The organism is Armatimonadota bacterium (assembly GCA_016125185.1).
GTDB lineage: Bacteria > Armatimonadota > Fimbriimonadia > Fimbriimonadales > Fimbriimonadaceae > Fimbriimonas.
In genome coordinates, this window is record WGMG01000006.1 from 1209318 (window position 1) to 1228376 (window position 19059).

General features: G+C 57.3%; 22 protein-coding genes. 9 read left to right on the forward strand and 13 right to left on the reverse strand.

Features of this window, described 5'->3' with window-relative positions:
• Nucleotides 1-12 precede the first annotated feature (12 nt).
• From GC165_13660 to GC165_13680, 5 genes are all read left to right on the forward strand, one after another.
• Nucleotides 13-1347 carry a signal recognition particle protein gene (locus tag GC165_13660; GenBank protein MBI1333915.1) on the forward strand — a complete coding sequence of 445 codons (1335 nt, stop codon included), beginning with the start codon at nucleotides 13-15 and terminating at the stop codon, nucleotides 1345-1347.
• Between the two features lie 11 nt (nucleotides 1348-1358).
• Complete coding sequence (gene rpsP, locus GC165_13665) at nucleotides 1359-1808, forward strand: 30S ribosomal protein S16 (GenBank protein MBI1333916.1); 450 nt, start codon at nucleotides 1359-1361, stop codon at nucleotides 1806-1808.
• A 2-nt stretch (nucleotides 1809-1810) separates the two neighbouring features.
• Complete coding sequence (locus tag GC165_13670) at nucleotides 1811-2050, forward strand: KH domain-containing protein (protein MBI1333917.1); 240 nt, start codon at nucleotides 1811-1813, stop codon at nucleotides 2048-2050.
• A gap of 64 nt (nucleotides 2051-2114) precedes the next feature.
• The gene (gene rimM, locus GC165_13675) at nucleotides 2115-2606 is read left to right on the forward strand and encodes a 16S rRNA processing protein RimM (GenBank protein MBI1333918.1); all 492 of its coding nucleotides are present in this window, start codon (nucleotides 2115-2117) and stop codon (nucleotides 2604-2606) included.
• A 163-nt stretch (nucleotides 2607-2769) separates the two neighbouring features.
• On the forward strand, nucleotides 2770-4140 hold the full coding sequence (locus GC165_13680; protein MBI1333919.1) for a glycosyltransferase: 1371 nt from the start codon (nucleotides 2770-2772) through the stop codon (nucleotides 4138-4140).
• On the opposite strand, the gene feoB is transcribed toward GC165_13680, so the two are convergent.
• Genes feoB through GC165_13705 form a run of 5 tightly spaced genes read right to left on the reverse strand, consistent with a single transcriptional unit; the run spans nucleotide 4137 to nucleotide 8618 of the window.
• Nucleotides 4137-6227, reverse strand: a complete 2091-nt coding sequence (feoB, locus tag GC165_13685; protein MBI1333920.1) for a ferrous iron transport protein B — start codon at nucleotides 6225-6227, stop codon at nucleotides 4137-4139. The genes GC165_13680 and feoB overlap by 4 nt on opposite strands.
• Entirely contained in the window at nucleotides 6199-6435 is a 237-nt protein-coding gene (locus GC165_13690) for a hypothetical protein (protein MBI1333921.1), read from the reverse strand. Before GC165_13690 ends, feoB begins: the two co-directional genes overlap by 29 nt.
• Before the next feature lie 58 nt (nucleotides 6436-6493).
• Nucleotides 6494-7312: a hypothetical protein gene (locus GC165_13695; GenBank protein ID MBI1333922.1), complete on the reverse strand. Its 819-nt coding sequence runs from the start codon at nucleotides 7310-7312 to the stop codon at nucleotides 6494-6496.
• Entirely contained in the window at nucleotides 7309-7860 is a 552-nt protein-coding gene (locus GC165_13700) for a cob(I)yrinic acid a,c-diamide adenosyltransferase (protein MBI1333923.1), read from the reverse strand. The genes GC165_13695 and GC165_13700 overlap by 4 nt, the downstream gene beginning before the upstream one ends.
• Entirely contained in the window at nucleotides 7857-8618 is a 762-nt protein-coding gene (locus tag GC165_13705) for a WecB/TagA/CpsF family glycosyltransferase (protein ID MBI1333924.1), read from the reverse strand. Before GC165_13705 ends, GC165_13700 begins: the two co-directional genes overlap by 4 nt.
• 159 nt (nucleotides 8619-8777) lie before the next feature.
• On the opposite strand from GC165_13705, the gene GC165_13710 reads away from it, so the two are divergent.
• Together GC165_13710 and sdhB are read left to right on the forward strand one after the other, a co-directional pair.
• Nucleotides 8778-9644 (forward strand): prepilin-type N-terminal cleavage/methylation domain-containing protein, encoded by an 867-nt coding sequence (locus GC165_13710; GenBank protein MBI1333925.1) that lies wholly within the window; start codon nucleotides 8778-8780, stop codon nucleotides 9642-9644.
• 94 nt (nucleotides 9645-9738) lie between these two features.
• On the forward strand, nucleotides 9739-10521 hold the full coding sequence (sdhB, locus tag GC165_13715; protein MBI1333926.1) for a succinate dehydrogenase iron-sulfur subunit: 783 nt from the start codon (nucleotides 9739-9741) through the stop codon (nucleotides 10519-10521).
• Between the two features lie 41 nt (nucleotides 10522-10562).
• Here the strand turns inward: sdhB and GC165_13720 are convergent, their stop codons facing one another.
• From GC165_13720 to greA, 4 genes are read right to left on the reverse strand one after another with little or no spacing between them, the layout of a single operon-like run.
• Nucleotides 10563-12785 carry a RelA/SpoT family protein gene (locus GC165_13720; GenBank protein MBI1333927.1) on the reverse strand — a complete coding sequence of 741 codons (2223 nt, stop codon included), beginning with the start codon at nucleotides 12783-12785 and terminating at the stop codon, nucleotides 10563-10565.
• A 29-nt stretch (nucleotides 12786-12814) separates the two neighbouring features.
• On the reverse strand, nucleotides 12815-13546 hold the full coding sequence (kdsB, locus tag GC165_13725; GenBank protein MBI1333928.1) for a 3-deoxy-manno-octulosonate cytidylyltransferase: 732 nt from the start codon (nucleotides 13544-13546) through the stop codon (nucleotides 12815-12817).
• Nucleotides 13543-14148 carry a hypothetical protein gene (locus GC165_13730; GenBank protein ID MBI1333929.1) on the reverse strand — a complete coding sequence of 202 codons (606 nt, stop codon included), beginning with the start codon at nucleotides 14146-14148 and terminating at the stop codon, nucleotides 13543-13545. Before GC165_13730 ends, kdsB begins: the two co-directional genes overlap by 4 nt.
• A 2-nt stretch (nucleotides 14149-14150) precedes the next feature.
• Entirely contained in the window at nucleotides 14151-14627 is a 477-nt protein-coding gene (greA, locus tag GC165_13735; protein MBI1333930.1) for a transcription elongation factor GreA, read from the reverse strand.
• Nucleotides 14628-14657: 30 nt separating this feature from the next.
• Between greA and GC165_13740 the strand changes: the two genes are divergently transcribed.
• Entirely contained in the window at nucleotides 14658-15569 is a 912-nt protein-coding gene (locus GC165_13740; protein ID MBI1333931.1) for a glycosyltransferase, read from the forward strand.
• Here the strand turns inward: GC165_13740 and GC165_13745 are convergent.
• The 3 genes from GC165_13745 to GC165_13755 are packed head-to-tail and all read right to left on the reverse strand — an operon-like array spanning nucleotide 15544 to nucleotide 17408.
• Nucleotides 15544-16272, reverse strand: coding sequence for an ATP-binding cassette domain-containing protein (locus tag GC165_13745; GenBank protein MBI1333932.1), 729 nt, complete (start codon nucleotides 16270-16272; stop codon nucleotides 15544-15546). The genes GC165_13740 and GC165_13745 overlap by 26 nt on opposite strands.
• Nucleotides 16269-17132 (reverse strand): hypothetical protein, encoded by an 864-nt coding sequence (locus GC165_13750; GenBank protein ID MBI1333933.1) that lies wholly within the window; start codon nucleotides 17130-17132, stop codon nucleotides 16269-16271. Before GC165_13750 ends, GC165_13745 begins: the two co-directional genes overlap by 4 nt.
• Nucleotides 17133-17135: 3 nt before the next feature.
• Nucleotides 17136-17408: a hypothetical protein gene (locus GC165_13755; GenBank protein MBI1333934.1), complete on the reverse strand. Its 273-nt coding sequence runs from the start codon at nucleotides 17406-17408 to the stop codon at nucleotides 17136-17138.
• Here GC165_13755 and rbsK point away from each other — a divergent pair.
• Nucleotides 17369-18406, forward strand: a complete 1038-nt coding sequence (gene rbsK / locus GC165_13760) for a ribokinase (GenBank protein MBI1333935.1) — start codon at nucleotides 17369-17371, stop codon at nucleotides 18404-18406. The two genes, GC165_13755 and rbsK, sit on opposite strands and share 40 nt — an antisense overlap.
• Here rbsK and phoU read toward each other — a convergent pair.
• Entirely contained in the window at nucleotides 18372-19058 is a 687-nt protein-coding gene (phoU, locus tag GC165_13765) for a phosphate signaling complex protein PhoU (protein MBI1333936.1), read from the reverse strand. The two genes, rbsK and phoU, sit on opposite strands and share 35 nt — an antisense overlap.
• Between the last annotated feature and the right edge of the window lies 1 nt (nucleotide 19059).

Genomic DNA, 19059 nt, shown 5'->3' on the forward strand with positions numbered 1-19059 from the left:
ACTAAAGGTTAAATGTTCGACAACTTAACCAGGCGACTTTCCGGCGTTTTCGCCAAGATGCGAGGCAAAGGTCGCCTCAGTGAGGACGACGTCAACGAGATGCTCCGCGAGGTCCGCGTAGCCCTTCTCGAAGCCGACGTCAACTTCGCGGTTGCCAAAGAATTCATTGCCCGGATCAAAGCCATCGCCATTGGCGAGGAACTGTTCTCCTCGCTCAACGCCGACCAAACTATCGTCAAAATCGTCAAGGACGAGTTGGTCGAAATGCTCGGCGGCGAAGGCGTCAAGATGAATTGGGGCTCCACCCCGCCGACCGTCATCCTCATGTGCGGCCTCCAGGGCTCCGGCAAGACCACGACGACGGCCAAACTCGCCAAGTGGTTCCTGGAACAAGGCAAGAAGCCGATGCTCGCCGCCTGCGACATCCAGCGCCCTGCCGCCGTCAAACAGCTCGAAGTCCTCGGCGAGCAGGTCGGCGTCCCCGTCTTCACCAAAATGGACGGCACGCCCCCGCCCAAGATCGCCAAGGAAGCCCTCGAACGCTGCAAGTACCTCATGAACGACGTGCTCATCGTCGACACCGCTGGTCGAACCACCATCGACGATGCGCTCATGGGCGAGTTAGAAGAGATCTACAAAGCTGTCAACCCCAACGAGTCGTTCCTGGTTCTTGACGCCACCACCGGCCAAGAGGCCGTCAATGTGGCCGAAGCCTTCCATGCCCGTGTCAACGTCACCGGTGCAATCTTCACTAAGCTTGACGGCGACACTCGCGGTGGCGCAGTTCTCAGTGTCCGCCAGGCCACCAGCGTTCCCGTCCGCTTCACCGGTATTGGCGAGCAAGTCGACGCCCTCGACGTCTTCCACCCCGACCGGATGGCCCAGCGCATCCTCGGCATGGGCGACGTTCTCGGCCTCATCGAAAAAGTCGAGAAAGCCTTCGATGCCGAAGACGCTGCCGCGATGGAGAAGAGCTTCGGCACCGGCTCGATGGACTTCAACATGATGCTCCAAAGCTTCAAGATGATGAAGAAAATGGGCAACATGAAGAACGTCATGAAGCTCATTCCTGGCCTCTCTGCCCAGCTTCCCGAAGAGGCTCTGGACCAGATCGACGACAAGCAAATTAACCGTACTGAGGCAATCATTCTCTCAATGACTTTCAAAGAGCGTGGAAATCCAGATATAATAAACGGTTCGCGCCGAAAGCGGATCGCGGCTGGCAGTGGTACATCGGTTGAAGAAGTCAATCACCTGATCAAGCAGATGTACGAAATGAGACGAGGCATGAAGCAGATGTCGAAAATGCAGCAGCGGTTCGGAAAGCTTAATAAGCGCAAACGATAACGCAAAAAACCATGGTTAAAATCCGACTGCAAAGACTTGGTAACAAAGGACGCCCGTTCTATCGCGTCGTTGTTATGAAGAGTGAAGCCGGCCGCAACAGCGCGGCAGTTGAGAACATTGGCATCTACAACCCCATTTCTCAGCCTAAAGAAATCCGAATTAACGAAGAGCGCGCTCTTTACTGGCTCCGAAACGGAGCCGAGCCGACGGAGACCGCCGCTTACCTCATGAACAAGCTGGGCATCCTGCCCAAGTTCCTGGATGAGCGACCAGCCCAGAAGCGAAAGTACAAGTTCCTCGATAAGACGACTGCCGCAATCAGCAAGCTGAGCGCCGTCGACGCACCCAAGAAGGAAGAGCCGGTCGCTGTGGCCGCCGCCGTCGAGGAAGCCCCTGCCGCTGAGGAAGCTCCCGCAGCCGAAGAAACCGTAGCCGCCGAAGAAACTCCGGCCACCGAATAAGCATGAGCTACGCCCCATTTGTAGAAGAACTGGTCAAGAGCATCGTCGCCTCCCCCAGCAGCGTGGAGATCGACGAAGTGCTCGAAGGCAACACGCGAACCTTCAATGTTCGCGTCGCTCAAGACGACGTAGGCAAGGTAATCGGCAAGAACGGACGCGTCATTTCCGCCATCCGTTTGGTGGTCAGCGCGATCGCGTCGAAGTCCAAAGAAAAAGCGTACGTCAAGATCGTCACCGAGTAAGGTTGCAATCATGGTTCGAAGCTGGACAGGTAAAGGATGCCTGTCCAGCTTTCGTTATGTATGAATGAGTGAATCGAAGCGAACCCCAGTAGGCCGAATCGTCGGTGCCTTCGGCATCCGAGGGCAAGTCAAGGTCGAAATGATCACCAGCTTCGAATCTCGGTTCGATAAGGGCAATATCCTGTTCCTGGACGGCAAGCCCCTCAAGATCGAAGCCTCCCAATTTCACAAGGGCCGCCCCCTCATCAAGCTCGCCGGCATCAACACCATGTCCGAAGCCGAAACCCTGCAGTGGAAGATTCTTGAAGCCGAAGGCGAACCCGAGATGGACGACGACGAGTACCTCATCGAAGACCTCATCGGCCTGAAGGTCGTCACCGTCGAGGGCGAAGAACTCGGCGAAGTGGACGATATCGAGGACTACCCCGCTCATGAAGTCGTCCTCGTCGGCGAAATCCGCATCCCCTTGGTCGACGAGTTCATCAAAGACATCAACCTCGATAAGGAAGTGATGACGGTCAAGCTGATCTACGGAATGAGGCCGGGAGAAGAGTAGCTTTTAGCCTTCAGCCTTTAGCCCCTGGTCAAGCACCAACCTATTTCCCCAACCCAAGATACCCCTTCGGATGGAGGGGTCGGTGAGCAAAGCGAACCGGGGGAGTGCGAATTCAGAAAACCGGAATGCGTAAATGAAGCACTCGCACTGGTAGCATAAATTCATGCGCGTCATGATGCTCTCTTGGGAATACCCGCCTCGAATCGTCGGAGGCATCAGTCCGCACGTCTACGAGCTCAGCCAAGAGCTCGTCAAGAAAGGCGTCGAAGTCCACGTCATCACGAAATCAACCCCTCTCGCCCCCGATGAGGAGGTCGAACCCAGCGGCGTCAACGTCCACCGAGTCCACCTCGACGACGTCCCCAACGACTTCATCCACGAGATCCAGCTCCTCAACTTCTCCACCGAAAGGCGTGTGAGAAAGCTCCTCGAAGACTGGCGACCGGGCGGACAGCCCACCGTCTTCCACGCCCACGACTGGCTCTCACTCGACGCCGCGAGAACGCTCAAATACGAGTACAAGCTCCCCATCGTCGCCACCCTTCACGCCACCGAATGGGGCCGCCACGGCGGCATCTTCAGCGATACCAGCCGCTACATCGCCGAACAAGAGTACTGGCTCACCTACGAAGCCTGGCGACTCATCGTCTGCTCCGAATTCATGCGCGGTGAGGCCGTCCGTCTCTTCAACTGCCCTTACGACAAAGTCGATGTGGTTTACAATGGCGTCAACCCCGAGAAATTCCAGTTCGATTGGGACGAAGCCGACCGCCAAACTCTGCGAAGACAATACGCCGAACCCGACGAGCAGATCGTCATCTACGTCGGCCGCTTTGTCCGCGAGAAAGGCATCCAGGTCCTCCTCAACGCCGCCCACGTCGTCCTTGCCGACCGCCCCAAGACCAAGTTCCTCATCGTCGGCGGTGGCCACCGTGACCGCTTCGAAAAGTTCGTGGACTGGGCCGGACTCGGCGATCGCGTCGTCTTCGCCGGATTCCGCGCCAATCGCGCGCTCCACGAGCTCTATCGCTGCGCCGACGTCGCCGTCTTCCCCAGCCTCTACGAGCCGTTCGGCATCGTCGCCCTCGAAGGCATGGCCGCTGGCATCCCCGTCGTCTCGAGCGACGCCGGAGGGCTCAAGGAGATTGTGGTCCACGAAAAGACCGGTCTCACCAGCTTTGCCAACGATCCATCGTCGCTTGCCTGGGCCATCCGCGAAGCTCTTAATAATCCGAAGAAGTCGCACGACATGGCCGAAAACGCCAAACAACGCTTAACCCGTGACTTCCAATGGGCCAGTCTGGCCGATCAGACCGTTCGAATCTACGACCGCGTCTGGAGCGAATTCCTCGAAAGCTACTGGGCCGAGAACACGGTTTGGCCCGTTTCGCCCGGTGCCGAAGAGCGGTACCTCAAGCTCCAATTGGCCGAAAAAGCCACGGCTGCGAATGCAATCGAACGACCGATTCCTCGCCACGCACGTATCGAAGAAGAAGACGAGACAGATTCGATTGCCGAGCACATCGAACCCTAAGCGCCGCCAAACAGCTTCGCTAAAAGGTGCACGATCAGCGCGCCGATATACGCAAACGCCGTCATGTACGCAAACATGAACCAGGCCCACTTGCTCGAGTTCGTCTCCCGCTTCACCGTCGCGAGCGTCGAAAGGCACTGAGCACACAGCGCAAAGAACACCATCAGTCCCACCGCCGTCCAAGGCGTAAACAGCGGCTTGCCGTCCGGCCACTTCGCCTCCGTCATCTTCCCACTGAGGCTCTGGTCAAAGTGCGAATCGCCGTTATCCTTGCCCAAAGAGAACAGAATGCCAAGCGACGGCACAACCGTCTCCCGCGCCGGAAAAGCGCTCAAGATCGCCGTCGAAATCCGCCAGTCGAAGCCGACCGGCTTGAACACCGGCTCGATTCCCTTTCCAAACCGGCCCAAAACCGAATGCTCTAGCTGAATTTCGGCCGCTTGAGCTTCCGGCGTGCCCGCCGGAACGTTGTAGCGCGGGAAGTAGCCGGCCGCCCAAATGATCACCGACATGACCAAAATCGTGGTTCCCGCCGTTGAGACGAACACCTTGCCGCGCGTCACCATCGCGATGAAAACATCCTTCCACTTCGGCATCTGGTACGGCGGAAGCTCCAGCAAGAACGCCAGCCGCTTCCCTTTCAGCATCTTCCGGTTCAGGAAGTACACCACCGGAATAGCCAGCAGGAAGCCGAGCATGTGCATTGCAAACAGCGTGAAACCCGCCCAAAACGGCCCGAACTTCGGCTCGATGAACGCGCCGATCATCAGCATGTACACCGGCAGCCGCGCCGAACAACTCATCAGCGGTGCAACCAAAATCGTCGCCAATCGGCTCTTGGCGTCCGGCATCACCCTGGCCGCCATGATCCCCGGAATCGCGCAGGCAAAGCTCGACAAAAGCGGAATAAACGCCCGCCCGTTCAGACCGCACCAACCCAAAAGGCGGTCCATGAGGAACGCGGCGCGAGCGAGATACCCCGTCCCCTCCAGCATCGCAATGAAGAAGAACAGGATCAAAATCTGCGGCAGGAAGACCATCACACTGCCGATACCCGCCACGATACCATCGACCACCAGCGACTTCAGAATCGGAACGCCTTCCAGCGACGCACCAAGCTTGTCCCCCAGCGCAGCGAAGCCGTTCGTGATCAAGTCCATCAGCGGCGTCGCAAAGGTATAGATCGACTGGAAAACAAGGTACATGATCCCCACAAAGATCATCAGCCCAAAGACGCGGTGAGTCAGGATCAAGTCGATCTTGTCCGTCAGCGTTACCGCCTTTTTCGGCTTCTTGATCGTCGAAACGACGTCCTTCTGCACTTTGGCCGTCCATGCGTAGCGCGCCGACGGGTCCAGAATTCGCTCCAATCCCTCTTTCGCCAACAGGAAGTCGGGGCGAAGCTCGGGAAACTCGTCGAAGTAGTGCTCAAACGCCGGCTCTCCCGCCAGAATCTTCTCTTTCAGTTCCTCGGTCGAGATGTCGTACCCCATTCGGGTCAGACGGTCCTTCAATGGCAGAATAGAGTCGGTTCGATCGACGACCGGTCCGGCTACCGTCGGGTTCTTCAGTTGTTCGGCCACCGCCGCCTTCAGCGTCGCTAGGCCCTTTTCCTTATGCCCAACGATCGGCACCACCGGCACGCCAAGGTATTTCGATAGCTTGGCTACATCAACCTTCTGACCCTTATCCTCGACTCGGTCTGCCATCGTCAAGGCGACCATCATCGGCTTGCCGAGGGCGCAGATTTGCGTGTAAATGAAAAGGTTTCGCTCGAGGTTCGATCCGTCGATGACGCAAACAATCAGGTCGATCGTTTTGTCATGGATGACGCTGACCGCCACCGCCTCGTCTTCGGACACGGCGTCGAGGGAGTAAAGACCAGGAACATCGACAAATTCGGTGTCTGCGCCGTCAATCTCAATAACGGCCGATACCTGCTCAACCGTGACGCCGGGATAGTTGGCGATCTTTTGCCGTGAACCGGTCAGAGAATTAAAAAGAGTTGTCTTTCCCGCATTGGGATTCCCGACTAAGGCAACTCTCTTCGGAGCCGCCTTAGTCCAGGAGTTCGACTTCAAATCCAGCCATTTCTAGCTTGCGCAGACACAAGCGGTAGCCTCGCAGATCAATCTCAATGGGATCGCCGAGCGGAGCGATCTTGACCACTTTGAACTCTGTTCCAGGTGTCAGTCCCATCTCGTGGAAGCGGAGGACGTGATCCTTGGGCTCTGGGGTCGAGGCGATTCGCGCTCGCATCCCCTTCTTCAGTTCGCCAAAATCAACCGTAGTCATTTTTTGTGCTCTACTCTTAATCTACCCAAAAAAGTATTGATTCCGAAAGGTCTCCGAATTATTTGACTGTAAATATTGTGTCGGCAGGAGTTTCGTTCAGCTTGACCTTTCCACTCCAAGAAGTAATAACGATGATTTGCTCCGGAAGGTTCGTTGCCGCGTTATTAACCTGTACAGTTTCCGTGGTTCGCATTCCGGCAATTTCGAAATCCTTCGTGATGTAGAGGTTGAAACGGCCCGCTCCATCAAACATCGGTAGACCAGAAGCCTTATCGATCATCTGCTTACCATCGGGATCTAAGACCGGGTCGCCAAAGCCCATTGTGCCGCTCACATCGTAGACCGAAGCTCCATCCAAGTCTTTTTCGGTCGGGTTTTGGTTGATTCGGATCATCCGAGTCATAAAGCCTTGCAGGCTCTGATTATCGCCAGCGGCCTGAGTCGCGAACTCGATGTAAGGGTTCAGCGTATCGCCAAGGCTTCGCTTGGCCGCCATGTAAATCGAATGATCCTTCAGAAGCCTCTTCGAGCCCGTGGCCAGTTCTGCCACCGCTACCGGTTCAAATAGTCGCTTGCGGGGAGCGTCACCAGTTCTCGGAGCGTCGTATCCGAAGTTTGTGCCGTCACTGACGACCAGCCAATCGTTTGGCGGCACATTGGTTGATGACTGGTGGATGAAAAGCTTGCTGGGTCGCACGTACTGCAGGTCCGTCTTGATTGAAATCTTCTTGGTTCCTGCAATCTGGGTCATCGTGATCTCGCCCACGCCCGAATTGGCGTCCGCATACTTCTGCAGAACCTTGGCGAGAATATCCGTCGATTTCATACCCTGGGCTGGCTGGGTGCCCAGAACGAGTGCGGCAATGAGTGCTGTCATGACTTAACTCCTTGTGTCCATTTTTGCTCCTCCACTCCACTTCGATGGTTCAGGAGGCGCGAAAAACTGAATATCCAATCGGATAGACGATTCATATACATTATGATTTCTTTCCGAACCGGATTGACACGATGATGCGCCAAAAGTACGCGTTCTGCGCGTCGGCACACGGTTCTTACGAAATGCATATGCGATGCCGCCGGCGTCCCACTCGGCAAAATAAATGACTTCAAGGGCGGCAACTCGCCCTCCATCGCATCGATTTCTGACTCTAGTAGAGCAATATCGCTCTCATTGACCGAGCGAAGATCGAACTTCCCACCCGCTGGGCACGCCAGCTCTGATCCAAGGTCGAAAAGCTGATTTTGAACCCGAACCAACCGGGATCGAAGTGTTTCTTCCTCGACCAACCCCACGCCAATCCCAAACACCGCGTTAAGCTCGTCGATGGTGCCGATTGCATCCATCCGCGCAGAGTCCTTGGAAATCCGGTCCCCGCCGAGCAGACCGGTCTGCCCCTCATCGCCCGTCTTCGTGTAAATCTTCATAGCGGCTTGGACCGCCGTACGCGCCAGTAAAAGACCGGCAGATTCCGCACCTTGGCGATCTTCTTTGGGTTCAAAAGCAACCGCCAAAGCCACTCCATCTTAATCTTCTGAATCACCTTCGGCGCCCGCTTGACCGTGCCGCTATGCACGTCCAGCGAACCTCCGACCCCAATCCCGATCTTCGCGCCGATCGCTTCCGACGTATCGAGAATAAAAAGCTCTTGCCGGGGCATGCCCATCGCCACCACCAAAACATCAGGCTTAGCCTCTGCAATCTCCTGGGCGATCCTCGTGTCATCGTCTTTCGAGAAATAGCCATCCCTCGCCCCGGCCACCACCATTCCCGGAAAGCGCTCAGCCAGATTCTTAGCCGCCAACTCGGCGATCCCTGGCGCCGAACCTAAAAAGTACATCCGCGCCCCAGTCTCGGCCGAAAGCTGACAAAGGCACTCGACCAAGTCCACACCGCTGACGCGCCCCGGTACCGGACGACCAAGTCGAGACAGGGCCCAGACCGGCCCCGCTGAATCAGGTGTGATCAGGGCCGCTTCGCGAAACATGCGCCGATAGCCGTCATCGGTCGCCGCGTTGATATAAGCGTTAGAGTCGGCCGTGAGAATCAGTTTCGTTCCGTCCGAAGCCAAGTAATCCCGCATGAGACGACGCGTCTCATCGAGGGTGACTCGGTCGATAGGAAATCCAAGAATCTCGACGCGTTCGGGTAGCTGAATGCCAGGCGTGACGGCAACCTCCGCCATATATACAAAATTGTACCAAGAGTCCGCCTCAACCCAAAGTTCTTTTTCAACAACCGATCTCTTAACCTTGGCATAACACTTGCAGATGAGATACCATGACAAGCCACTCGTCGTTTTATCGGCGAGGGAAAATACGGTCCATTCGGAGTACCAAAAACAATGAAGTTTAAACAGGGCTTTACTCTCATCGAATTACTGGTCGTGATCGCCATCATTGCGATTCTCGCCGCCATCCTTTTCCCGGTCTTCGCCCAGGCAAAAGCTGCCGCCAAGAAAGCGGCTACTCTTAGCAACCTCAAGCAGAATGCCACTGCGGTTGCCATTTACCAGGCCGATCACGACGACAACTTCGCCCAAAGCGCCTACTGCGCCGTCAACTGTGCGGCCAACGGCCAACCGACCATCGGCTCCCAACTCTTTACCGTCTACGATGCGCTGATGCCGTACACCAAGAACCGAGACATCATCCAGGACGTTGCCGAGCCGAAGGCGATCGACTTCCCCGATTTCCTCTCGACCGTCGGCATGCTGCCTTATCTGAACGGCGCGACCTCGCTAGCCACCGCCACCAACTACATCCGCTACGCCGGCCTCGTTCCCAACTTCGCCGTGTTCGAAGATCCGGGCATCGGCGGCACCGATGACGGCGTTATCAACGGCACCAGTCTTGACCTCCCCGCCGACACCATCATGTTCGCCTGCGGCAAGATGGTCAAGCCCGGCACCATGAACAAGGACGTCCCCACCGTCGCCACCGCTGGCCTCCAAGAGCGCATCCGCGTCAAATACCTCGTCAACGCGGTCGGACTCGGCGGCGAAGGCTTCCCCGGCGTCGCCCGTCACAGCGGTCAAATCCTGCTCAACTTTGCCGATACTCACGCAAAGACGTTCAAGAGCAACGCGGTTCTCAACACCACCGCACCGGACATTCCTCGCTACGGCGGCGCAAACACCACCGAGCGCGTCTACAACCTGCCGTTCGACATCAACGGCATCCCGAACATCCTCGCCGAGCCGGGCCTCTAAGCCCTCTGCGGTCGGATTTCACCTCAAAAAGCCCTCCCCGACCTGGGGTGGGCTTTTCTTTGTCCCGATTGCGTAGAATAAGGAGTTAGAAGCAATGAGTGCTACCGCGACTGCCACCAAGATTCGACTGACGGTTCTTCGACAAGACGGCGCTGGAAAGGAACAACGCTGGGACACCTTTGAAGTCCCCTATGTCGATAAGATCAACGTCATATCCGCGCTGATCGAAGTCCAGAAGAATCCCGTCACGGTGGAGGGCAAAACGGTCAAGCCGCCCGTCTGGGAGGCCGCCTGTCTCGAAGAGGTCTGCGGCAGTTGCACCATGAACATCAATGACCACATTCGCCAGGCATGCACAGCGCTGGTCGAAGAAGTCGGAATCCTCAACGGAAGCACCTACGAGGTCAAGCTGGAGCCGATGAAGAAGTTCCCGCTCGTCCGCGACCTCATCGTTGACCGAAGCCAGATGTTCGAGAATCTCAAAAAGGTTCGTGCTTGGGTGCCCATCGACGGCTCCTTCGACCTTGGCATGGCCCCACCCCAAGACGACCATGTCCGCCAGCTTCGCTACGCTCTCTCGCGCTGTATGACCTGCGGTTGCTGTATGGAAGCCTGCCCTCAGATTAACGAGAGATCACCGTTCGTCGGCCCCGCCGCCCTTGGCCAAGCCCTGCTCTTCAGCCTCCACCCAGTCGGCAAAACGCTGGACGACGAGCGCCTTGAGTTCCTGGTCGGCGAAGACGGCATCTCCGGTTGTGGCAACGCGCAGAACTGCGTCAAGGTCTGCCCGAAAGGTGTCCCGCTCACCCGCGCCATCGCTCAGTTGAATCGAGATACGGCGGTTTACAAGCTGAAGAAGTGGGTCGGCATCGCCTAAGGCAAACCCCTAAGCCCTAGCGAAGCGAGCCCTTGCCCTGTTTAGTGCCCCCGCCCATCCAGGCGAAGGATCGTCAGCACGTCGCTGAAGTTCGAAATCTTCGTCATGATCGCCGCCAAGTGTTGCGTATCGTGCACGTCCAGCGTCGCGATAATCTCGGCCGTGTTGTTTCCGCTCGTCTTCACGCTCGCCGCCGACACATTCGTCTTCGACTCGCCAAAGATCGTTGAAACCTCCATCAACAGTCCCTGCCGGTTGACGCAAACCATCTTGATCGTCACCGAGTAAACGCTCTTCTCATCGGCGGGCCAGTTAAACGAGATCAGCCGCTCAGGTTCATTCTGCGCAAAATCCAGCGCGTGTGGGCAGATGCGGCGGTGAATCATGATTCCCCGCCCGCGCGTCACGTACCCTACGATCTCGTCGCCCGGGATCGGCGCGCAACACTTCGCCCGGTTCAGCAGAATGCCCTTAAAGCCCTCGGAAGTCAGTTGCAGCTTGCCTTCTCGTGTCTTCGTGACTTCGATCTTCTGCCCACTCTGCTGCTCCGGCTGACTGCCCCGCAGCTTGCTGATGACCCGCTGGACCGAGACCAAACCCGACCCGACTTTCGCCAAAAGGTCCTGGCCGTTCTCCACGCCGTCGAACTCGTGAGACAGCTTATCAACCCGATCCTCACCCAAATAATGCTTCGGATCGAGCCCCAGCGTGCGTAGCTCCTTCTCCAGCGCGTCCTTGCCCTTGATCGCGTCCTGCTCGCGTGAAAGCTTTCGGAAATGTGCTTTGATCTTGCTTCGCGCATGCGCCGACTTCACATGCTCCAGCCAGTCCCAACTCGGGGACGCGTTCGACCGCGTGACGACCTCGATCACGTCGCCATTCTGAAGCTTCGTGCTTAGCGGGCTGATCACGCCGTTGATCTTCGCGCCCACCATCTTCATGCCCAGTTGCGTATGCACGCGGAACGCAAAGTCGATGGGCGTCGATCCCAACGGCAGGTCCAGCACGTCGCCGTTCGGCGTAAAGACAAAAACCTGCTCGGCAAAAAGATCGGTCGACAGCGATCGCAGAAAGTCCGACGACGTCCGTGCGTCCGACGACCAATCAAAAAGCTGTTGCCGCAGGTTCGAGAAGTTCCCAATCTCCTTCTCCGAGCCCTTCCCTTCCTTGTACGTCCAGTGCGCCGCCACACCAAACTCGGCGACCTCGTGCATCTGCCGCGTGCGAATCTGAATCTCAAGCGGCTGTCCACCCGGCCCAAGCACCTTCGTATGCAGGCTTTGGTACCCGTTCGACTTTGGCTTGGCGATGTAGTCGTAAAACAACGCCATCAGCGGCACAAACATCTCGTGGACCAAGCCGAGCACCACGTAGCACTCGGAAACGTCTTCGACGATGATACGCAGGGCCAGCAGATCGTAAATTTCCTCGAAAGGGATTCCCTGCTTCACCATCTTGTTGTAAATCGAATACAGATGCTTCGGACGCCCCCGGATATCGACGATCTTCACACCCCGCGCCTGAACCCGCTCCTTGATCGCCAAAATGACCTCGGAGATTTCCGTTTCTCGCGCGTCCCGCGTGCTCGCCACCCGCTCTTGCACCGACTGGTACTCCCGCGGATGCAGATACTTGAAGCTCAAATCCTCCAGTTGCCACTTGATCTGCCAAATACCTAATCGAGCCGCCAGCGGCGCATACACATCCAGCGTCTCCGAAGCGATCCGCAACTGCTTCTCGGTCGGCATATGGTGGAGGGTCTGCATGTTGTGCAGGCGATCAGCTAGCTTGATGACCATGACCCGATAGTCGTTGGCCATCGCCAACAGCATCTTTCGCAAGGTCTCCGCTGTCCGGTTCGTCTCTGCCGCCTTCTTCTGCCGCGACGTTAGGTTCTCTTGCTGTTGAAGCTTCAGCTTTGTGACGCCATCGATTAGCTCGGCCACATCCTTGCCGAAGTACCCCTCGATCTCCTCCAGCCCAATGTCGCCGTCCTCGACCACGTCGTGCAGAAGGGCGGCGATGATCGTCTCATCGTCCATCTGCAGGTCGGACAGAATGCGCGACACCGCCAGCGGGTGCATGATGTAAGGCTCGCCCGACTGCCGGACCTGACCGGCATGCTCCTTCTCGGCGATGTAATACGCGAAGCGAATCCGCTTCACGTCCGCCTTGGGCCGAATCTCGCGCAGGTGAACTACAAACTGGTGAAAGTCTTCTGGATCTTCCCAGTCGCCGGGTAGTTCGTAATGTTTGGCGGGCATTGGCGGAACCCTTATTATAGTTCCTACTCTTAAACCGGGTGGGCGGTCGCGAGGTATTTCCTCACTTCGTCAGCCTGCTCGGGCGTATCCACCGACACCACCGAACCGCGCCCCTCGACCATCCGAATCCCGACCCCATTCTCAAGGAACCGAAGCTGTTCCAGACTTTCGCTGATCTCCAGCGGCGTCTGGGTCCAAGACGGATACTCCATCAGCACCGACCGCCGATAGGCATAGATGCCGATGTGCTTCTTCAAAGGGCCAACTCGTGCGTTGCGCGGAAAAGGAATCGCGTGCCGACTGAAGTACAGCGCGTTGCCGCGCAGGTCGGTCACGACCTTCACCACCGCCGGATTTTCTTCCTCGCTGGGCGGGCATTCCGCGTACACGCTCGCCATCATCACTGAGGCATCAGAAAACGGCTCGGCGATGGCCCGCACCGTCGACATGTCGATCAGCGGCTCGTCGCCCTGCACGTTGATGTAAACGTCCGCCACCACCGACTCGGCCACTTCCGCAATGCGGTCGGTCCCTGTCGGATGGCTCATCTTGGTCAGAATCGCCGGAGCGCCAAAGCCCTTGCAAGCCTCCACGATCTCTGCGTCGGGCGTCGCCACCAGCACCTGGTCCGTCACGCCCGCCGCCACCGATCGCTCATACACCCACTGGATCATCGGCTTACCGCACAGGTCCACCAGCGGCTTACCTGGAAAGCGAGTGCTGCCCATCCGGGCGGGAATCACGATGGCGAGCGAGTTCATATCGAGCTAGTCTTCGTCGCGGTAGTGACGTCCTTCAAAATGCCAAGCGCCTGCACAACCTTGTCGTACCCAATAGTAATCGTGACCTGATACCGCTTCTTCGGACCCGGAATCCGCGAAATCACGAGTTCGTCATGGCCAAAGAACGTGTACCAATAATCCACGCCGTTCAGCGACGTACCCGTAAAGTGGTCGATGCCGTTCGCATCCTTCACTAACTCCAGCACCTGAGCAAATTCATCCGCCTCGATCGATTCATACTGGTGCATCGCCAAAACGATCTGGTCTTCATGCAGGATGATTCCAAACCCCTCTGTCGTCGTCTCCCAACCTTTCGACACAAAATCCGTCGACAAGCCAGGAATGGTTTCCTCTAAAGGAAAGCCTCGGCTGGGACGCGGGAAGATTGAAAACGCCCGATCTTCGTTCTCTCCCAAAGCGATCCATCGCCGCCCATTCGGCAGTTTGGCTGGACTCGGGTTCACGTACTCAGGAATCTGCGAACTCAAAGCCTTATTGACGACCGGCGTGCTTTCGGGCGCGTCCATCGCCGAGCATCCCCCCAAAAGGAGCCCACAGACGATCCAAAGCCGCCGATCCATAGTTACGAAGCCTCGATACTCTTAATCTGGTACCGAGCGACGCCGCCCGGCGTGGTCACTTCGATGGAGTCGCCTATCGCACGCCCGACGATGCTCTCGCCCATCGGTGAGCTAATCGAAACCATTCCGTTTGCCGGGTCGGCCTCAAAAGCGCCGACCAAAATCACGTCCATATCTTCGTCGAACTCCTCGTCGTATAGAACCACTTTCGAGCCCAAGTGCGCCACATCGCCCTGCTCTTCTGGTCGCTCGACGATTCGCGCACTGCGAAGCGCCTTTTCCAACTCGCTGATACGGTGTTCGAGTCGGGTCTGGTTCAGCTTGGCCTCATGGTAGGCCGCATTTTCTCGAAGGTCGCCATGAGACTTGGCCTCGCGGATCGCTTCAGCGACCGCCATACGAACCGGTCCCTGAAGCTCGTCGAGCTCTTTCTTGAGTTTCTCATAGCCTTCCTTGGTAAGTTGGATTCCGTTTGCCATGAATCTGCTATTGTAGCATCGTTAACCTAAATGCCGCCAATAATCACCGTCGTCGTTGTTAGCTTCAATACGAAGGACCAGCTCCGAAAGTGCCTTGCCGCCCTCGATTCGGCTCGGCACCAGGTGATCGTCGTCGACAACGCGTCCCACGACGGCTCCCCCGACATGGTCGAGCAAGAGTTCCCTACCGTCGAACTGATCCGTTCTCCAGAGAATCTTGGCTTCGGCCGCGCCAACAATCTCGGCGTCGATCACGCAAAGGGCGACCTTGTTCTCTTCCTCAATTCCGATGCTTACGCCCAGGGCGATGCCATCGACATCCTTGCCCTAGCCTTCGACGACAAAAAGGTCGTCGCCGCCGGAGGACGCCTTCTCAATCCCGACGGCTCCCTCCAAGAGTCTATCGCCGGTCCCCTCACGCTCTGGAACGTCTTTCTCGAACAAACCTTCCTCGACGCACTTGCTCGACGCGCTGGGCGCGGCTATTGGAGAACTCGCCAGCTTCCCGCCGACCGCATTTCGACCGTCGATCAAGTCATGGGCGCCTGCCTCATGATCCGCAAAAGCTGTCAGGAAAGGTTCGACGAGCGTTTTTTCCTCTACTGCGAAGACACCGAACTCTGTGAGCGCCTCAAGCGTCATGGACAGATCGTCTACATCCCCACCGCCGAATTCATCCACGAGCTCGGCTCGTCGAGCGCCAAGAACCGATGGCTGTCCGTCGCCCGCTACAACGCGGGAAAAGAGCTGTTCTTCGAAATCCATCGCGGCAAAGCCACGTCGATCATCTGCTGGCTCCTCAATCGCAAAGGCGCGTTCCTCCGCCTCATCGCCGGAACCCTAACCGCATTCACAGCAGGAGGAAGACAGAAAGCTGCCATCTTCTGGCGGGTCCTCTTCGCCCGCCGCGATCAGGTCAATCCTGTTCGTAAGCCGCAATAACGTCGCTCGGCGTCCCGATCATCCGCACCACGCCGCCGTCCAACCAAACGCACCGGTCCGCAAACTGTCGCACCGTTTCTAACTGGTGCGACACCAACAGAATCGTTCCGCCCTGGTCGCGAAACTCGCTCACCCGCTTCAAACACTTCTGCTCGAACTGACGGTCACCTACCGCCAAAACCTCGTCCACAATCAAAATGTCCGCGTCCACATGGGTCACGATAGAAAAGCCCAACCGCGCCATCATGCCGCTCGAATACGTCCGCGCCGGAGCCTCGACCGCGTCGCCCAGTTCGCTGAACTCGATGATGCTCGGCAACCTCTTCCGAATTTCGTCCCGACTCAGGCCAAGAATGACTCCGTTAAAGTAGACGTTCTCGATGCCCGTCAAATCCGGGTGGAACCCCGCGCCAAGCTCCAAGAGCGGAGCCACGCGTCCATGAACCTCCATCGTCCCCGAGGTCGCTTTGTAAATCTTCGCGAGCAAAGAAAGGAGCGTGCTCTTCCCAGCTCCGTTCTTGCCGATGATCGCCAGACATTCCCCTTTCCGAACGTCGATCGAGACCCCCTTCAGCACGTTCAGCTTCACGATGTTTCGCTTCTTCCAAAACACCAGCAGGCTCTTCAGCGACGCGATCCCGGCATGGCTCACCGTGAACTCCTTGTGCAGGTCCGATATTCGAATCGCGATCTCTTGCGTCATGGTCGCTCCACAAACTTCCACTTTAGCCGGTTGAACAGCCAATAGCCGAACACCAGAACCACAAAGGACACAACCCCGCTCACCAGCAGGTACTTCCAAACCAGTTCCATCGGCAACGGCTTGGCCGTATCGCCATGCACCGTCACGTCCGTTTTCGCCAGCAAAATCCGCCGGTAGCCGTGCGAAAGCGCCGCCAAAGGATTCAGGTTATAAAGCTTATATAGAAGCCAGTTGGACTGCAAATTCAGGTGGTTATTCGCCACCATCTCTTCAAAGTAGATGATCGGACACAGGTAGAACATCACCTGCATCACCACGTTCACGATGTATTTCACGTCCTCAAAGAACGTGTTCAATGCGCTGATGATCAGCGATGCCCCCGTCGCCAGCATGAGCGAGAACAGCAACAAGACAGGCAAGTAAAGGATGGTCAGATGGAACGGCCAAACCCGCGGATCGCGGATGTAGACGATCAGCATGTACCCAAAGAAGATCAAAAGCCCGATCAGCAGGTGGATGAAGTTCGAAATGACCGTCGCCAGCGGCAGAATCTCGCGGGGGAAGTAAATCTTCTTAATCAGCGGCACCTGCACCAAGATCGACTGCGCCGCATCCAGCACGCTGTACTGAAAGAACATGAAAGGCAAGTAAGCCGACAGCATGTACGCCGTGTAGTTCGGAATCTTGATTTCCATAAAGGTGCCGAACACCAGGCTCATGATCAAGACCTGAAAAATCGGATTGAGGAACGACCAAACGACGCCGAGAGCCGAGTTCTTATAGCGGATGCGCAGTTCGCGCTGGACCATGACGTACAGGAGCTCGCGGTACGACCAAAGTTCTTTCAGCTCCTTCAGCATCAATCAGACTCGCTTGATTTCCAACACTTTCACGAACGCCACGGTTCCGCTCTCCGGCTCCGCCACAATCCGCTCGCCCTTGCGCCCCAATCCCTTGATGGCGAACTCCAACAGGTTCGTCGGCTTGTCCGTTTCCTCCAGCATGTAAGGCAGGGCTCGTGCTTTCGTGTCTAGTATAACTTTGGCTTTTCGGCCGATGATCTTGACATCGACCGTGTACACGAGCGTTCCGTCCGATGCCGTGGGAGCCGCTTCGCCCGGCGTCTCGTCCAGCAAAAAGAACGCTGGAGTTTGGAGGACAGCCCCGAGGAGAACGCAGAACATGTGTATTCTTTACAACAATGGATGAAGTCTCGATTCTTGTTGTTGGGAGCAGTGTACTCGACCAAGTTTCGAGAGTTGAACGTTTCCCTCATCCCGGCGAAAGCGTGCGCGGTTCCGACGTCCAGCACTTCGCTGGCGGCAAGGGGGCCAACCAGGCCGTCGCCGTGGCTCGCCTTGGCGCAAAAACCACTTTCTGCAGTTGCGTCGGCAACGACGCCAACGGCCACGAGATGATCCAGTCGATGCGCGCCGAAGGTATCGATTGCCAGCACACCGAATTCCTGCAATCCACGCCCACTGGCACCGCGCTCATCGCCCTCAACGATGAAGGTCAGAACATGATCATTGCCTGTCTGGGTGCGAACATGAAGTTCAGCCCCGACTTCGCCTTCAAAGTCGCCCACGAGAACCTGCACCACGTTCTCCTCCTCCAGGCCGAGATTCCCCTCGAAACCGTCCGCGCCGCCGCCGAAGCCAGTCAAGGCATCGTCGTTTTCAACCCCGCTCCGTCAATCTCCGTCCCCGCCTCGATCTATCCGCTAGTGGACTATCTCACCCCCAACGAACACGAGGCCGCCCACCTAGTCGACCACCCCGTCAACACCATCGACGACGCTCGCCGCGCTGCCGAAGAGCTTCTCGCCCGCGGATGCCGCAACGTCGTCATCACCGTCGGCCCCCAGGGTGCCTACTACATGAACGAAAACGAGGCTGGGCACGTCAAGGCCCCCAAAGTGAATGTTGTGGATACCGTCGGCGCGGGTGACTGCTTCAATGGTGCGTTAGCCTTCGCCATCGCCCACAATACGCCGCTTCACGAAGCCGTCAACTTCGCCGTGGGTTGTGCGTCAATTTCTGTGACGTATCTTGGAGCCCAATCTGGGCTTCCCTATTGGGACGCGCTTCCGCTCGGCCTCAAGGCCCATCTTCAAAGCCCGCAATCTGTTTAAGTTCGCCCGTCACCATGTAATGAACCCGCTCCGCGATGTTCACGCTGTGGTCGGCGATGCGCTCCAAGTGGTGGATCGCCAAGAACAGCCAGCCGTGCGCCACCACGAAGTCGGGATCGCGCCGCATCAACAGGAATACCTGCGCCCGCAGTTCACGGTAAAGACCGTCTGCCTGGTTTTCCATATCGGCAACCTCCTGAACGCGGTCCAGGTCGCGGCGAACGTACGCCTCTAGCGCCTCATGGATCATCTTGCGACACAAAGTCGCAAACTTGCCTAAATCGATAATGTCGGACCGCCCTTGCTCGTTATCGATCTTCAGCGCCGCTTTGGCCAGGTCGACCGCCAAGTCCGCGCACCGCTCCAAGTCCGTGATGATCTTTAAGCAGGCGCCGACCTGCCGCAGGTCGTTCCCCGCCGGGTTCTGGAGCCCGATGATCTTCATGCATTTGGCTTCGATCGCCAGTTCCATTTGGTCGATGGCGTCGTCTTGCAGGATCGCTTCGTGAGCCAACGCTGGATCGAGCTTGATGAGCGCATTCGAAGCGTCCGCCATCATCCGCTCGACGCCGCTCGCCATCGCCAGCAATTCATGCTCGAGTTCGGCCAACTCTCGGTCAAAGTTCTGTCGGGCGTAATTTACACTGTCCATG

Bases quoted from the DNA above. Each gene is read 5' to 3' on its own strand.
- greA (MBI1333930.1), bottom strand. From the start codon at position 14,627: ATGGCAAACGGAATCCAACTTACCAAGGAAGGCTATGAGAAACTCAAG.
- rpsP (MBI1333916.1), top strand. From the start codon at position 1,359: ATGGTTAAAATCCGACTGCAAAGACTTGGTAACAAAGGACGCCCGTTC.
- GC165_13680 (MBI1333919.1), top strand. From the start codon at position 2,770: ATGCGCGTCATGATGCTCTCTTGGGAATACCCGCCTCGAATCGTCGGA.
- GC165_13695 (MBI1333922.1), bottom strand. From the start codon at position 7,312: ATGACAGCACTCATTGCCGCACTCGTTCTGGGCACCCAGCCAGCCCAG.
- GC165_13660 (MBI1333915.1), top strand. From the start codon at position 13: ATGTTCGACAACTTAACCAGGCGACTTTCCGGCGTTTTCGCCAAGATG.
- GC165_13720 (MBI1333927.1), bottom strand. From the start codon at position 12,785: ATGCCCGCCAAACATTACGAACTACCCGGCGACTGGGAAGATCCAGAA.
- GC165_13670 (MBI1333917.1), top strand. From the start codon at position 1,811: ATGAGCTACGCCCCATTTGTAGAAGAACTGGTCAAGAGCATCGTCGCC.
- GC165_13710 (MBI1333925.1), top strand. From the start codon at position 8,778: ATGAAGTTTAAACAGGGCTTTACTCTCATCGAATTACTGGTCGTGATC.
- rimM (MBI1333918.1), top strand. From the start codon at position 2,115: ATGAGTGAATCGAAGCGAACCCCAGTAGGCCGAATCGTCGGTGCCTTC.
- GC165_13705 (MBI1333924.1), bottom strand. From the start codon at position 8,618: ATGGCGGAGGTTGCCGTCACGCCTGGCATTCAGCTACCCGAACGCGTC.
- GC165_13700 (MBI1333923.1), bottom strand. From the start codon at position 7,860: ATGAAGATTTACACGAAGACGGGCGATGAGGGGCAGACCGGTCTGCTC.
- phoU (MBI1333936.1), bottom strand. From the start codon at position 19,058: ATGGACAGTGTAAATTACGCCCGACAGAACTTTGACCGAGAGTTGGCC.
- rbsK (MBI1333935.1), top strand. From the start codon at position 17,369: ATGCCGTGGGAGCCGCTTCGCCCGGCGTCTCGTCCAGCAAAAAGAACG.
- GC165_13750 (MBI1333933.1), bottom strand. From the start codon at position 17,132: ATGCTGAAGGAGCTGAAAGAACTTTGGTCGTACCGCGAGCTCCTGTAC.
- GC165_13730 (MBI1333929.1), bottom strand. From the start codon at position 14,148: ATGGATCGGCGGCTTTGGATCGTCTGTGGGCTCCTTTTGGGGGGATGC.
- sdhB (MBI1333926.1), top strand. From the start codon at position 9,739: ATGAGTGCTACCGCGACTGCCACCAAGATTCGACTGACGGTTCTTCGA.
- GC165_13740 (MBI1333931.1), top strand. From the start codon at position 14,658: ATGCCGCCAATAATCACCGTCGTCGTTGTTAGCTTCAATACGAAGGAC.
- GC165_13745 (MBI1333932.1), bottom strand. From the start codon at position 16,272: ATGACGCAAGAGATCGCGATTCGAATATCGGACCTGCACAAGGAGTTC.
- kdsB (MBI1333928.1), bottom strand. From the start codon at position 13,546: ATGAACTCGCTCGCCATCGTGATTCCCGCCCGGATGGGCAGCACTCGC.
- GC165_13690 (MBI1333921.1), bottom strand. From the start codon at position 6,435: ATGACTACGGTTGATTTTGGCGAACTGAAGAAGGGGATGCGAGCGCGA.